The organism is Lwoffella lincolnii (assembly GCF_037201985.1).
GTDB classification, from domain to species: domain Bacteria; phylum Pseudomonadota; class Gammaproteobacteria; order Pseudomonadales; family Moraxellaceae; genus Psychrobacter; species Psychrobacter lincolnii.
Genome location: NZ_CP147511.1, coordinates 413,037 through 428,387, shown reverse-complemented (window position 1 = coordinate 428,387; position 15,351 = coordinate 413,037). Strand labels below are relative to the sequence as shown.

Here is a 15,351-nt window from a genome sequence, read left to right as displayed (position 1 = left end):
AACCGCTGTCTGTACTAGCCACAGTGTATCGCCAATAAAAGCACATGACATGCACATTCATCACATCACCAACAAACAAAAACCGAGTCATGCCATTGACTCGGTTTGGTTTGCTTTATTCGGTTTGGGAAATTTTAAGTTTAGAACCACTTAAATTTAGAGCAACTCAAATTTAGAGCAACTTAAAGTTACCAACCGATTTAACCTTAACCTACAACACCTGCACGGGAATCACATTCGCAGTGTCTTTCACCGTATTATCTTCATTGCAATACACCAGCTTAGGCTTGTGTTGGTTGGCTTGCTGTTCATTCATGCGAGCATAGGCACAGATGATGATGATATCCCCCAAATCAGCCATGTGAGCCGCCGCTCCATTTAAAGAGATGATGCCTGAGCCAGATTCAGCACGAATGACATAAGTACGAAAGCGTTTGCCATTGGTAACATTGTAAATATCAATGGATTCGTTCTCCAGCATGCCTGCCAAATCCAGCAAATCACCATCAATGCCACACGACCCTTCATAATGCAAGTCAGCATGAGTGACTCTGGCACGGTGAATCTTGCATTTGAGTAATTCAAGCTGCATACGCTTACCTCTATGGCTTTTATGAATGGGTATCAGGTGATTTAAATCAAGACAGTTTTAATCAAGACAGCTTAAAGCTGTTAATTTGGTTACGGGCTTTTTCAATATTCCCCAGCATCAATAAAGGCAGGGCATCATAACTGGCTTGCAACGCATTATCTATCGCAATTTGCTCATCAGATGACGGTTTAGATAACACATACCCAGACACTTTTGACTTATGCCCAGGATGACCGATGCCAATACGCAACCGATGAAAATCATTGCCAATGTGTGGGGTGATGTCTCTTAGTCCATTATGACCGCCATGCCCTCCGCCCGTCTTAAGCTTGATGGCACCAGCATCAATATCCAACTCATCATGAGCAATCAAAATTTCATTAGCAACGATGCCATAAAAATTCACTAAGGGCATCACCGCTTGTCCTGAGGCATTCATAAAGGTTTGGGGTAATAACAGCCGTACATTACCCCCTTCAATATGACCATGACCAACAAGACCATGAAACTTTTTATCCATATTCATGCTGATGCCATACGTTTTTGCCAAATGATGCACAAACCAAAAGCCAGCATTATGCCGAGTTTGAGCATATTGCTGACCTGGATTGCCAAGCCCAACGATGAGTTTAAGTTGGGACATAGAATGAATGACCTAAATTGGCTGATAATAATGGATTACTTATCATCATCTTAGGCTTCATCATCGTCATCATCAGATGCTTGTGCTTGTATGTCATCACTATCGACAGCAACATCAGCATCTTCAGCTTTCACTTCATCCACTTCTTCAACTGTTGGTGCTTGCATATTAACGATGGTACGGTCAGTGCCATCTTCTTGCTCAAGCTCATAGATGACCACGCCTTCAGGCAACACGATGTCTGACAAGTGATAAGTATCCCCAATTTGCATCTTAGACACATCCACCACCAAGCTTTCTGGTAGGCGCGATGGTAAACAGATGATTTCGACATCAGTGACTAACGTAGATAAGATGCCACCTTCTTTAGTGCCTGGAGCGTCTTCTTTGCCCTCAAAATGTACAGGCACATTCATATGAATCTTCTGACCCTTAACGATACGCATAAAATCAGCGTGTAGTGGCACACCTTTGGCAGGGTGGCGCTGTAGGTCTTTAATAACCGCTTGATGTTCATCACCATCAACATTAATGGTCAAGATGTGTGAGAAAAATGCCTCGTTCTCCAATGCCTTAATAAGCTCATTATATTTAACAGCGATGGCAGTTGGTTCTTCGTTACCACCATAGATGATGGCGGGGACTAAGTTTTGCTTACGCAAGCGGCGGCTCGCACCTTTGCCTTGCTGTTCAGCACTGCGATTAACCGCATTTAATTGAAATTGATTGTTACTCATGGGATTTTCCTAAATAGGGAGAATAAAAAACGCATGGATAAAATAAGGATAAAACATGGATAAAAAAAGTGGGTTTGCGACCAACCCACCATCATGCCCAGTCCCATACTGCGACTGCTTAACTGCCCTGTTTTATCCCATCTTGTTTGTACTGGCATTTTGTTTGTACTGACATATCAATCTGCTAAATTGAGACATTGATATGCCATTGATATGATGTCATTAGAACAAAAAATGCAGACAGCTTATTGTAGCCATTTTTTTTGCTAAATGCTAGGGCAATCATCAGTAAAATACTTAGAGATAATCAAACATCGCACTGATAGACTCTTCATTATTGATACGGCGTAGGCTTTCTGCCAACATCGGAGCAATGGAAACTTGGCGAATTTTATCACACGCCTGAGCATTAGCACGTAATGGAATGGTGTCGGTAACCACAATCTCATCTAACTCAGAGCCTTCAATGTTTTTGATGGCATTACCCGATAACACAGGGTGAGTAATGTAAGCCAATACTCGTCTTGCTCCATGCTCTTTTAAGGCAGCGGCAGCTTTACACAGTGTGCCAGCGGTATCCACCATATCATCGATAATCACACAATCACGGTCTTTAACATCACCGATGATGTGCATCACCTGAGCTTCATTGGCACGTGCTCGGCGTTTATCAATGATTGCCAAGTCAGCATCTCCCAACACTTTTGCCATGGCTCTGGCACGCACCACACCGCCCACATCAGGCGAGACCACCATAAGATTTTCATAGCCTTGTTGACGCAAATCTTTGAGCAACACTGGCGTACCATACAAATTATCCACAGGAATATCAAAAAATCCCTGAATTTGGTCAGAATGCAAATCCACGGTCATGACACGGTCAATACTGACAATGTCCATCATGTCAGCAACCACTTTGGCAGAAATGGGCACACGAGCCGAACGGGGACGACGGTCTTGACGAGCATAACCAAAATAAGGCATGACAGCGGTGATGCGACCAGCACTGGAGCGACGCAACGCATCTGCCATCATCATGACTTCCATTAAATTATCATTGGTGGGGGCACAGGTGGGTTGTAGGATAAACACGTCCTTGCCACGCACGTTTTCATTGATTTCAACGGCAATTTCACCGTCTGAAAAGCGAGCCACATCTGCTTTTCCCAAAGGAATGTGTAAGTGGTCAGCGACGGTTTTTGCAAGTTCTGGGTGGGCATTGCCGGTGAATATCGCCAAGTAAGGCATGGGTCACGTCCTATAAATTGATAAGTGAGCATCCAAGCCGTTGACAAAATGAACAAAACCCAATCAAAAAATGACGCAACCATGAAAAGACACGTCAGGGAATTGACGTCAGCAGTGGCATACCACAATAAGAATTTAAAGATAGAAAAAAATGGCAGGGGTAGCTGGACTCGAACCAACGCATGTCAGGATCAAAACCTGATGCCTTACCAACTTGGCGATACCCCTAGATAATGGGTGGTTTATTATAAGCTGAATATCATAACCACAACAATGATGCAAACTATACCGAAAAAAGGGGATAATTGTCAATGTATTGGCTGATAAATAACGATCAATAATTTGTCTGTTTTAACAGATGGTGCATTGTTAAAAATCGTTAAAAGTTAAAAATCGTTAAAAATCTCTTTTTTAAGATGAAGTCTTACCATTCAAAGAGAAATGGCAGGGGTAGCTGGACTCGAACCAACGCATGTCAGGATCAAAACCTGATGCCTTACCAACTTGGCGATACCCCTGTATGGGGGGGTTATTATACATGCCTTTTTTTAATTTGCAAGTTTTTTACGCATTTTTTTAAAATACCAGTTAACTCTTATTCTAACGCATGTTCTTATTCTAACGTGGTGGTTTGATTGACTGGACTGGCTGGGGTGAATTGCTCGGAGCTGGGTTGTACCCCACGGTTGGCATGGTCTTGTTTGAGTGATTTGGCAACTTCTGGTGGCATGTAATTTTCATCATGTTTCGCCAGTACTTCACTGGCGATAAAGGTTTGACCTTGTAGCTCACCTGTTGCCACCACACCCGAGTTTTCAGCAAATAAATCTGGCAAAATACCTTCATAACGCACAGGCACAGTTGCTTTAAAGTCTGTGATGGCAAACTGCACATTAAGCGGATCGGCTGGATCACGTTTAACACTGCCAGCGACCACCATGCCCCCTGCTCGGATTCGTTTGTTTTGTGGGGCTTGTCCTGCTTGAATGGACGTGGGGTCAAAATAAAAGTCAGTCTGTTGCCCAATGGCATAAATCACCAAAACCACGGAGATGATTGCCCCAACCAAGGTTGCCATGACCCACATCAGTTTTTTTTGCCGTACGGTGTTCATCGTGTTTCTCAAAATGAAATAGGTGTGTTGGCGGTGCTAAAAGCACCCTATTTAATGATGGTTTGAATTTAACGTCTGATGTTTTAACATTTAGCCCTAACGTCTAACATTGGTACGGCGTAATGATTGCTGTCTTAGTTGTTGTAATAACTGCTTGCGTTGCTGACGGCTAAACCACATCAGCCCCAATACCATAAATACCGTAATGCCCCAACAAGACCACACATACACACCGTGCTTACCCATGGCAATAAACTCAGCAATGCTATAAAAATAGGGCTGTATCATACGCATCACCTCTTATCTTACTGATTGTCTTATCTTACTGATTGGTTTAAGATTCTTGCCGAATCAGATTTTGCACCCATGCTTTGCTTTGGTCACGTTTGAGTATCAATGTGTTGGTGCGATAGATTGCCAATGCTGCCACCAACAGATAACTGCCTATCAGCATCAATAGCAATGGTAACCACATATCAGCGGTCATTTTAGGGGCATCTCTTAAGGTGAATGTCGCTCCTTGGTGTAAGGTGTTCCACCATTCTACAGAATATTTGATAATCGGTAAATTAACCGCTCCCACCATGGATAAAATGGCAGCGGCTTTACCACGGTTTGGAGTATGCTCAAAAGCAGCAAATAACGCCATGACCCCTGCGTATAAAAATGCCAAAATCAGCATGCTGGTCAAGCGAGCGTCCCACACCCAAAACGTCCCCCATGTTGGTTTTGCCCAAATAGAACCTGTTAAAAGGCTCAACACACACAATAAAAACCCAATGGGAGCAATGGCCTGAGCAACAAGGTTGGCAGTCTTGATTTTCCACACCAAAAATATCACCCCAAGCACCGCCATTGCCATGTATATTGACATGGCAAGGCTGGCAGTAGGCACATGGATAAAAATAATGCGGTAGCTGTTGCCCTGTAAGTAATCGGGTGGTGCAAACGCCAAACCCCAAATACTGCCAATAAACAAGCAAATACTGCCTAAGATGGCTAACCACTTGACCCAAGGGGCAAAAATGGCAAAAAACTGACGTGTTCCCACTGTGGTTAAAAAGCCTTGCCACAGTCGATTAAACACACCAGAAGATTGCTTGGCAGTTGCCATAATTAAAACCTTGTTGGTTATTAAAATTGGTTGGTTGTTAACATTCGTTGTTAAAAGTTAACATTGATTGTTAAAAATTACTTGTGATAAGTGATGGTCTGACATTTTACTCAATTTTTACATAAAATTCATCTGCTATTGTTGTCTCAATAAGATTATTCCACGTGACACCAATGACCCAAAAAACCTAATGACTCATCCACACCATTTTTAGCACATATCCCACCAGCCAAGGCACAATCAACACAGCAAGGATACTGCCAGCCAATAACAACGCCAATATCGGCAACGCATTCATGCCCGTGGCGTACAGATCAACCGCTCCTGTGGCAAAAATCAAAATCGGCAGTTGTAATGGCAAGGCGATAAGTGGCACAAGTACCGCCCCATTTTTTAGCGACAGTGTCAGGCTACTGGCAATGGCACAGAGCATGAGCAACATCGGACTACCCACCAAAATGGATACCAGCAACACACCCGCTTCACCCCAAGGCAAACCAAACAACGCCACCGCAAGTAAGCTTAACATCGCCACCAACCCTGCCCCAAACAGCCAATGCAATGCCAAACGAATAAGCACCCATAAAGCAAGTGGCGCGTTTGCCGTTACCAACTGTGCCAATGTGCCATTGTCCAACGCTGGCTTAAAAATGTTCTCAGCGCCCATGACCAATGACAGCAATGCTGCTATCCACACCGCAGGGACAGCCAACCGCTTCAATAACATCGGCTCACTGCCAATCGCCAACGGAAATAAGGTAATGATTAATAAAAACATCACCAACGGATACAACCACTGTACCGCCCCTTGACGCTTAACCGCCCACTCTCGTTGCCAAAGTTGGGTAAAGCAGATGCCATGATTGAATGTGGGTTTGGCCGTCAGGGAAGTTGTGGAGGTAGGGGCAGTAGGCCCAGTGGGGGAATATTGGGTCATGGCAAATACTCACTTAAGTCCAGTTGTTTATTTGCCACACTCAACGCTTGGTGACTGGTCATCAGTACCGCTCCGCCTTGTTCACTAAACGCTTGTAGACGCTGTTCAAGCTTTGCCACCATTGCCACATCTAAGGCGGTTAAGGGCTCGTCTAACAGCCAAACGGGGGTATGCCTAGGGGTCATCACCGCCAATCGTGCAAGGTTAACTCGCCTACTTTGACCTGCTGATAACTGCTGACACAAAAAATTATCATACCCCAATAAATCCACCCATGCCAAAGCATCAGATAAAAGGTTTGCGTTAAGGGCTTGTGCATGGGTTTTGGTGTCAGTTTTGGCATCAATGCCATATAAATTGAGCAAAAAGTTCAAGTTCTGCGCCACAGTAAGATTGGGGTGAATGCCAAGCTGATGCGACACAAATAAAGGGGGGGGAGTGTCATGCCAATGTATCTGCCCATTGATGGTTGGTAGCATACCAACCAGCTGCATAAGCAAGGTGGTTTTGCCTGTGCCGTTCGCCCCAATCAGATGGCAAATATCACCTGCATTCAGTGTTAGGTTAACCCCTTGACACAGCATAAACTCACCACGCCCAACATCGACTTGTTTTAAGCTAAGCAAAGGGGGGTTATCGCTGTTGGTGATGATGTCTGGCTCAAGCACGGTATTTTTTCTCTTATTGTTTTTTTCTCTTATTTAGGCTTAAGTATTTTATTCTTAAGTGGCTTAAATTTTTAAACATAAGTATTTAAACCATAAGCATTTAAACTTAAGTAACTGAAGTTTAAGTAATTGAAGTTTAAGACGGTTTCACCGCCACCAGTACTCGAATGCTGTCAGGTGTGAGCGATAAAGCACCAAGTGCTTGTTCACCTTGGGCCTTTAGCGATTTTAGCCGTTCGATTTCTTGGTCACGCACATTGGGGTTGATGGCTTGTAATTGGCTCAAGCGGTCAATCTCTCGCTGCCATTGGGTACTAAAGCGTTCTTTGGCGGTACAACTGATGCCATCAAGCTGACTTTGTGCCAACATTTGGGCTTGTTGATAGCGGTTATTAATGACCTCACTACGAAGCTTAACCACTTGTCTGGCTCGGTTGTTATCCAATCTGCTGATATAAGGAGCCAGTACCTCAGCAGAAATGGCATCGGACAAGTCTTTGCCCAGCTCACTGATGAACACTCGCAAGGTGCGTTTGGGTAACACTGCCATCAGATTCAACAGTTTTGGGGCGATGGCATGCACTTGAAAGTTGACTTCCAACATCAATGTGCCTTCTGGCATGGCGTTGGTATGTAGCATGGCGACACAAGTATTGCCAAAACTGCTTGTACTGCCCATTTCATAGATTGCTTGCATCAAAGGATGCTCATGGGTCAAATAGGTGATGTCTTCTCGCATCAAGGCTTGGTTACGATTAAAGGTGATGGTCATGCCATCTTCGCTGATGGGCAAGCCGTCAAAATGGCCCGACTCTTTGCCATCACTTTCAGGTGGATGTAACACCCAAGTGCCATCACGCTGTTCACTGTGGTCGATGTTCGCCACCGACAAAAACCGCTCAAAAAACATGGGCAACACGTTATTATCATCAAGCTCTTGCATGGCAGCCACAATGCGACCAGCCACTTTGGGACGGCAAGAGTTATATTCCAACAACTTATCTCGCCCTGCTTGCAGTTCGGCTTCTAACTGCAGACGGGTGTGCTTGGCATCGTCTATCAGCTCGCTTAGCTGTTTATTGACCGCTTCATTAACCGCTGTCAGATGTGAACCATCTGGCACTTGTTGATTGTTGGGTAATTTGCCTTCTAACAGTGGCTTTAGCTCATAAATGAACTGCTCTTGTACCGCTTGGGCGGTGGGGGAAATTTGGTTAAATATATTTAACGCTTCATCATACCAGCGAAACAATCGCTCTTGAGCCGTGCCTTGCACATACGGAACGTGCAAAGTGATGCGTTGATGCTGACCGATACGGTCAAGGCGACCAATACGCTGTTCTAGGGTATCTGGGTTGGCAGGCAAATCAAACAATATCAAATGACTGGCAAACTGAAAATTTCTCCCTTCTGAGCCAATCTCAGAACACAACAAAATCTGAGCGCCTGCTTCATCAGCAAAAAATGCCGCCGCTTGGTCACGCTCAAGCAAACTCATCTGTTCGGTAAAGATGGCGGTTTTGATGCCTGCATGCAATCTAAGCACAGCTTCTAGGCTTTCGATGGTCGCCCCACTGCGTGCAATTAACAGCACTTTATCAAATTTTAAGGTGGTTTTAAGCAAATCAATCAGCCAAGGTACTCTGGGATCAGCTTCCAACCAACTGCCATCTGGCTGATTTTCTTCACCCCAAAGCTGTTCTTTAAGCTTACCTGTGGTTTGATAACTGCCTTGCCAATCATTTGGTAATGGCAACGGATAAGACTGGCAACAACGTCCATAAAATCCCTGCACACTGTCACGTGTGTTGCGAAACAACACACGCCCTGTGCCATGTCGGTCTAACAAATCGTTTAGCACATGCGTTTTTAGGTTATCATCATGGTTGATGTTGGCAAGTTTGCCAGAATCATGCCCAAGCAGGCTTTCTAACGCCCCAATCTGAGCGTCATTAAGTACCTTATCACTCATCAACACATGGGCAACTTGAGCGGTTTTGGCAAAGGCATCGGAGCTTGCGATAAAATCATCTAAATCATCAAAACGGTCTGGGTCAAGTAATCGCAATCGTGCAAAGTGGCTCTGCACCCCCAACTGTTCGGGTGTGGCAGTCAGCAAAAGCACACCTGCGGTCTGTCTGGCAAAATCAGCAACCAGCTCATATTTATCATTACCACCTTGCTCTGAGTCCCAATGTAAGTGATGGGCTTCGTCCACCACCAACAAATCAAACCCTGCCATCATTGCCTGTTCATACAAATCATGATGGTCAAGCAATAAATCAATCCCTGCGATGATGCACTGCTCAGTCAAAAATACATTCTGCTTTGCATCATGCTCTTTGATGGCAGCGGTACGCACCAAATCAAACAAGGCAAAATCCAGATTAAACCGACGTTTTAGCTCAATCATCCATTGATATTGTAAGCTGTCTGGTACCAATATCAACACTCGCTCAGCTTTGCCTGACAATAACTGTTGATGGATAATCAGCCCTGCTTCCACTGTCTTACCCAAACCCACCTCATCAGCAAGCAACACCCGTGGGGCGATGCGTTTGCCCACTTCATGAGCAATGTATAACTGATGTTCAATGATGTCTACCCTTGCTCCCATCAAGCCCTTTAGCGGGTGAGCATTGATGGCGGTTTGCATTCTTAGAATGTCTTGACGCAACTCATACCAATCACTGCGTGCCACACGCCCTGCCAGTAATCGCTCTAAGGGCTTAGCAAGCGTGATGGTGGCGGACAAGCGAGTTTCCATGATGCCTTTATTTTGTCCTGCCACATCATATTTCAGCACACCCATGACATCAGAAACGCCCGTTACCGTATGGTGATTGCCATCTTGATCGGTGATGGTATCGCCCACCTTAAACGTCACTCGTGATAGTGGTGCAGTCGCTTTGGCATAGGCACGAGTCTGTTCACTTTGAGCAAACAAAATATGCACACAACGGTCATCTACTGCCACCACCACGCCCAGACCCAGCTCGGCTTCAGTGTCGGATAGATATCGTTGTCCAATGGAAAATTCAGAATTCACAACGGTCATAGCTTAGGTCTTATTCATCAGTTAGGTAAAAACTTGCTGGGATATGGGGGCTGTTTGTCAAGATTGTTTATCAAGATTGTTTATCAAGATTGTTTATCAGCTTTCTTTATAGGTATGGTGGTTATCAATTTCAAGCACATTTATTTTTTAATACGCCTAACCTTGAATTAATATACCACGCAATTTTAACCTTTTTTAAGCCGATAACGAGCTGATGACGCATGGGCATCTAAGTTTTCTTGCCTTGCCAAAATATCTGCCGTTTTGGCAAGCAACTGACTGCCATCTTGGGTGCAATGAATGAGCGATGATTTTTTTTGAAAATCATACACCCCAAGTGGTGAGCTAAATCTTGCCGTTCCTGATGTTGGCAACACATGATTTGCTCCTGCACAATAATCGCCAATCGCCTCAGGGGTAAATCGCCCCATAAAAATTGCACCTGCATGACGAATGTCTGCAAGCAACGCCTGAGGTTCATCAAGTGATAACTCCAAATGCTCAGGAGCAATGCGGTTAATCACCGTGATGGCTTCTGTCCGATTTTTTACCAAAATCAATGCCCCACGATTGGCAATGGCTTGTTTGGCAATATCTGCCTTTGGCAAAACAGTCAAAGCTTTATCAATTTGTTGTGCCACCTCTTTGAGCAAAGATTCACTTGTGGTAACAAAAATTGCCTGTGCCACTGTATCATGCTCAGCTTGGCTTAATAAATCCATGGCAAGCCAATCGGCTCTGTCGTTATCCTCACCTTCAGCATACACCAACACCTCTGATGGCCCTGCTATCATGTCAATACCCACTTGCCCAAATACCGCCCGTTTGGCAGCAGCAACATATTTATTACCAGGCCCTGTGATTTTATCCACTTTGGCAATGCTGTCCGTACCGTACGCCAATGCTGCCACCGCTTGAGCTCCCCCAATGGTGAATACCTTATCCACCCCTGCCAAATAGGCTGCTGCCAACACCAACGGATTAAGTTTGCCATTTGGGGCTGGCACAACCATAATAATCTCACCCACGCCTGCCACTTTGGCAGGAATGGCATTCATCAGCACACTTGACGGATAGCTTGCCAATCCTCCTGGCACATAGATTCCAACCTTATCTAATGAAGTGACTTGTTGCCCCAGTGTATTACCCAGCTCATCTTGGTATGTCCAACTGTGTTGAACTTGTTGTTGATGAAAAGTTTGAATGCGTTTTGCTGATAGCTCCAATGCACTTTTCACATCTGATGACAGATTATCAAAAGCATGTTTTAGCGTGTCTTGAGCAATGATTAATTCATCAAAAGTTTTGCCAGGGTGATTGTCAAATTGTTGAGTTAACTTCAAAACCACATCATCACCACCTTGGCGTACCTGAGCAATGATGTCATCGACTGTCGCAAGCAACTTGGGGTCATTGACGGTTTCAAAGGCAAGTAAATCATCAAGCTCTTGCTCAAATGTGGCTGATTGGCTGGTTAAAATACGCATGGTGTGTCCTAAAGGGGTTGCTTTTAAGAGATTGTTTTTAAGAGATTGCTTTTGTCATTGTTTTAACTTTTTGCAATTTAACTTTTTGCAATAAACTTACCGTAAAAGGAAGTACATTGTCTTAATAACAATTTTAAAAAGATTTAAAAAAAATTAATCATGATTTAACCATATTTCTTCATTTCTTCCATTTGTTAATTTCGTTAATTCTGCTGGTTTTTTGTTGTTGAATCAAGGTGTTTTGATTTATGGTGGGTTTAAGTCATCAAAAAAGCCCAACAGTCATTAACTTGCTGGACTTTTTTACTGCTGTTAATCACATTCATGGCACTCAATATTTATGGTGGCAAGCATATATGGTGCTTAAGTTATATGGTGCTTAAGTATTGATGACATTAATTGGTTGGGAACGGATATGATGGTAATGCACCTGTTACAGGCAGTTTATCTATCCAGCGACCTTCATTAAGATGATTGGTGCGATTTTTAGCAATGGCATAAAAGTTCACTGGAGCGATGGGTAAGTTTAGCATGGCAACTGACCGATGTGCTTGTTCTGAAATTGGCAGACCATAAACTTCATAAACATCTTTCATATCATGACCAATAATTTTGGAAGTCAAAATATAGTTTAGGTCGATATTGCTGATGTTGTTTTGGTTGTATGCCCCTACCCCATATTTGGCTTTTTGTTCTGCGGTGGCTTTGGTTAAATCCAGTTTGTCAACCAAACGATTGCCAATGTTTAACAATTTAAAATATTCAAAAACACCCTGTAAGTCAGGTTGTGCTTGTTTTAGATGCAAGCGAGAATAAGCAAAGGCTTGTTGCATGGCAAAGGCTCGTTTACCACCATTATTGGCATAACCATCACCATTCCAAATTGCTTTTTCGGTGGCAAGGCGTAGCTCTTTGCCTGTTTTGCCTGTGGCACGAGCTTGCTGAAGTTGACGATATATCAACCAATGAGCAAAGTTATCGGTATTATAATCACCGCCAGATAACTGATATTTGCGCAACATACTCAAACCTGCTAAATGGTTGTTATCACATTCCACCATACAGCCAATTTGCTGACCATTTTCTGAGCTTTTGAAAGATAAAGTCAGCACACGTTGTACGGTGTTGTGCCCCAACTCATGCACCCAGCCCCAACCTGTATCAACACCTGTAAAAGCATCTGTGGGGTTGCCAGAACACAACCAACCACATTGAGCAATCCAGCCAATAAAATGCTGAACATTCGGCGCGTTGTGAACAGTACCCGTGCAGTCCCAACCCAAAGTGTTACAGTATTGTTTGGTGGTTGAAGCAATGGTAATGTTGTTGTAGCCATTGGCGATGTGGTTGCTTTCAAACACAAACGTTTTGATGTCATCAACATATTTACGTGGGTCATTGCCCATTGATTTTAAAGCATAAGGGGTGATTTGCTGAATGTCGCCACCTGTGAATTTAAAGGTGTTCCAGCCAAACTTACGACTTTGTAGCGAAGTGGTTGCTTCATTTATCTGAGCATCCGTGATGGGCTGAGTAAAATCATAGTGAGCGTATTTTGCTGAGCCTTTGATACGTAAGGTAATGGTTGAACCAGCAGTGGCATTATTATAATTTAATATCAATGGGCCACCAAAAGGACTATTGAGTACGCTTTCATTTTGGTCATTGATGGGTAAGCTATGGCTTTGTGGACGACGTGGGCGTTGATAACCTTCAAATGGGTTGCCCATTGCACGCAAATAGCTGGTTTGTACTCTCAATTTGGCATTGGCATTGTCTTGATTAGCGGTGTTTGGCACAACCTGTATGCTTAGTGGCTGGCTTGGAATGCTGGCACGCCCAATCAGCGTTACCCCTGATGTTTGCGGAATGGTAACGGTGATGGTTTCCCACTCTTGGCTAACTGGGATAGTTATGGCTTCAGCTGGCATATAATCACCTGCCCCTTTAGGCAAGGCAGTGATGTGTTGACGTGTATAATCCAGCCAGCTATCTGCAACATACATGGTTAAAAAAGTGGCGGTGTCTGTGGGTTTGACCTTATCATACACCACAGAAGGACGGTACATGTCAGCCAATAGCACCAAGTAACGCCAAATCTTAAGAGTCTCAATATCTTGGGATTCAAATGGTGATTTACCCGCTTCATTCATCACTTTTAAATAGTGAGAAGTTTGATTGATGGTGCGTATCCAAGGATGATTTGCATTCAATGTCGAGTCAGTGGTTGGGTTTGAGTCATTGAGTGCCGTTAGCACATCAACAATGCCGCTTAAGCGATCCGCTTTGCTTAAACTCTGCTTAAGGGTACGATGAGTCTTGATTTGCAGATGATCGCCACTTTCCCAATAATTACCATTGCCAGCGTCAACAGACAATCCCATGCCTTGTGCCAGCGTATTGGCTTTAAGACCGTCTTCAGGTCGGTTACTCCACCAACCACTTGCCATATACACCACCCCTTTACCTGCCCGCATAAACTCTCTGATACGTTGGGTGGCATTAGGTTGTGTGGCGGCGTTATCACCTAAAAAAATCACATCTACCGATTTCCAACAGTCATTATTGCTGGCAAACACATCACAATTAACAATGTTTGCTGTGGCATTCATGTACGTTTGATAGAATTTTTGTGCTTTTTTGGCATCATAATGAACGCTGGCAATCTTAACTGTTGTTAGTTTGGTTTTGGCATTGCCACTGGTTACCCAGCGTAGAGCGTTTGCTAAGATGGCTCGGTGGGCAAGATGTTTGTTTTCATTCACAATGTCTCCCAACACATCTCGACCATACATCAAACCACGACCATTATGGGCAATAGATAAAGCAGACATGGTGAGACCTGAGTCTGATTTAGCAAGTGGTATGTTATTCATCACGTCATGAGTATTAATCGGGATACTGCCGTATGTTACCGCATTGTTGGCGATGTTTAAGGTTTGATCTAATGGCTGATTTTTATCATCACTTAGGATACTGGCTAATATCGCCTGCTGACGTGCCAGTTGCGATTTGGGCAATTCGATGGCTTGAGTGGTTAAAACACTGATGTCTTGTTTTTGTAAAAATGACGCATTACCTGTACGCAATGCTTGCTCTATTCTGTTTCTTTGTGATTCTGTTGCTGAAATTTCTGGCTTGTTGTCGACAAGTGGTTTTTTGATGACGTGATTGACTGGCTTGTTGGTGTCTTTGGGCTTATCGGTATTTTTAGGGGCAACAGATGGATTTGATTGTTTTTTATCGGATTTGGCTGTTGAGTCTGATTTTTCAGAAGAAACAACGGGTGTTTTGTTATTCGACTCGATATTTGGCATCTGTGGGGTATCAGTCTTTGAAGTAACAATTTGGTTGGTAGAATTACTCAATTCCCCACAACCAACCAATAACATACTGGCAACGATGGTTGTTAGTGTAAATTTATAAGAAAGATTGGTTTTAGTAACTTGTGACCATATGCAGTCATTATTCATAAATCTGTACCTTAGAATGAATGAAAATAAAAAAGACACAGAAAATACTATCAAAAAGCCAATCAATTTATATGTTTTTTTCGTTGATTACCAAGATTTTTTATGATGAATGGTGCAAGCTTGAACAAGGAAATGACATTTTGCTCCATAGGCGGACAAGGCGGTGTGAAAACCGCCCATGCCTGCGAATAAATCAATCAATGAAGGTGAGATGATGAAGTTTCGTATATTAACCATTAACAAAGTCTTATTAACAAAGTCTTATTAACAAAATTTCATT

At 43.5% G+C, this 15,351-nt stretch carries 13 protein-coding genes and 2 tRNA genes; all 15 read right to left on the bottom strand.

Annotated elements, in window-relative coordinates:
* Positions 1-211: 211 nt before the first annotated feature.
* The 15 genes from panD to WDM69_RS01885 all read right to left on the bottom strand — a co-directional run bounded on the left by panD (position 212) and on the right by WDM69_RS01885 (position 15,308).
* Positions 212-592, bottom strand: a complete 381-nt coding sequence (gene panD / locus WDM69_RS01955) for an aspartate 1-decarboxylase (RefSeq protein ID WP_338755571.1) — start codon at positions 590-592, stop codon at positions 212-214.
* Between the two features lie 61 nt (positions 593-653).
* Entirely contained in the window at positions 654-1,235 is a 582-nt protein-coding gene (pth, locus tag WDM69_RS01950; protein WP_338755570.1) for an aminoacyl-tRNA hydrolase, read from the bottom strand.
* A 50-nt stretch (positions 1,236-1,285) separates the two neighbouring features.
* The gene (locus tag WDM69_RS01945) at positions 1,286-1,972 is read right to left on the bottom strand and encodes a 50S ribosomal protein L25/general stress protein Ctc (protein ID WP_338755569.1); all 687 of its coding nucleotides are present in this window, start codon (positions 1,970-1,972) and stop codon (positions 1,286-1,288) included.
* 297 nt (positions 1,973-2,269) lie between these two features.
* Positions 2,270-3,220, bottom strand: coding sequence for a ribose-phosphate pyrophosphokinase (locus WDM69_RS01940; RefSeq protein WP_078307500.1), 951 nt, complete (start codon positions 3,218-3,220; stop codon positions 2,270-2,272).
* 152 nt (positions 3,221-3,372) lie between these two features.
* Positions 3,373-3,448 (bottom strand) — tRNA-Gln (locus WDM69_RS01935).
* Between the two features lie 214 nt (positions 3,449-3,662).
* Positions 3,663-3,738, bottom strand: a tRNA-Gln gene (locus tag WDM69_RS01930).
* A gap of 95 nt (positions 3,739-3,833) precedes the next feature.
* Complete coding sequence (gene ccmE / locus WDM69_RS01925; protein WP_078307499.1) at positions 3,834-4,334, bottom strand: cytochrome c maturation protein CcmE; 501 nt, start codon at positions 4,332-4,334, stop codon at positions 3,834-3,836.
* Between the two features lie 96 nt (positions 4,335-4,430).
* Positions 4,431-4,622, bottom strand: a complete 192-nt coding sequence (ccmD, locus tag WDM69_RS01920; RefSeq protein WP_411350594.1) for a heme exporter protein CcmD — start codon at positions 4,620-4,622, stop codon at positions 4,431-4,433.
* Positions 4,623-4,668: 46 nt separating this feature from the next.
* Positions 4,669-5,448 carry a heme ABC transporter permease gene (locus WDM69_RS01915; protein ID WP_078307608.1) on the bottom strand — a complete coding sequence of 260 codons (780 nt, stop codon included), beginning with the start codon at positions 5,446-5,448 and terminating at the stop codon, positions 4,669-4,671.
* 187 nt (positions 5,449-5,635) lie between these two features.
* Positions 5,636-6,385 (bottom strand): heme exporter protein CcmB, encoded by a 750-nt coding sequence (locus tag WDM69_RS01910; protein ID WP_338755568.1) that lies wholly within the window; start codon positions 6,383-6,385, stop codon positions 5,636-5,638.
* Positions 6,382-7,053, bottom strand: a complete 672-nt coding sequence (gene ccmA / locus WDM69_RS01905) for a heme ABC exporter ATP-binding protein CcmA (protein WP_338755567.1) — start codon at positions 7,051-7,053, stop codon at positions 6,382-6,384. Before ccmA ends, WDM69_RS01910 begins: the two co-directional genes overlap by 4 nt.
* Before the next feature lie 136 nt (positions 7,054-7,189).
* Positions 7,190-10,111: an RNA polymerase-associated protein RapA gene (gene rapA, locus WDM69_RS01900; protein WP_338755566.1), complete on the bottom strand. Its 2,922-nt coding sequence runs from the start codon at positions 10,109-10,111 to the stop codon at positions 7,190-7,192.
* Between the two features lie 185 nt (positions 10,112-10,296).
* A complete protein-coding gene (hisD, locus tag WDM69_RS01895; protein ID WP_338755565.1) occupies positions 10,297-11,598 on the bottom strand; it encodes a histidinol dehydrogenase in 1,302 nt (433 codons plus the stop codon).
* Between the two features lie 395 nt (positions 11,599-11,993).
* The gene (locus WDM69_RS01890; RefSeq protein ID WP_422393267.1) at positions 11,994-14,648 is read right to left on the bottom strand and encodes an ImpA family metalloprotease; all 2,655 of its coding nucleotides are present in this window, start codon (positions 14,646-14,648) and stop codon (positions 11,994-11,996) included.
* A gap of 510 nt (positions 14,649-15,158) precedes the next feature.
* The gene (locus WDM69_RS01885; protein ID WP_338755563.1) at positions 15,159-15,308 is read right to left on the bottom strand and encodes a hypothetical protein; all 150 of its coding nucleotides are present in this window, start codon (positions 15,306-15,308) and stop codon (positions 15,159-15,161) included.
* Positions 15,309-15,351: the final 43 nt, after the last annotated feature.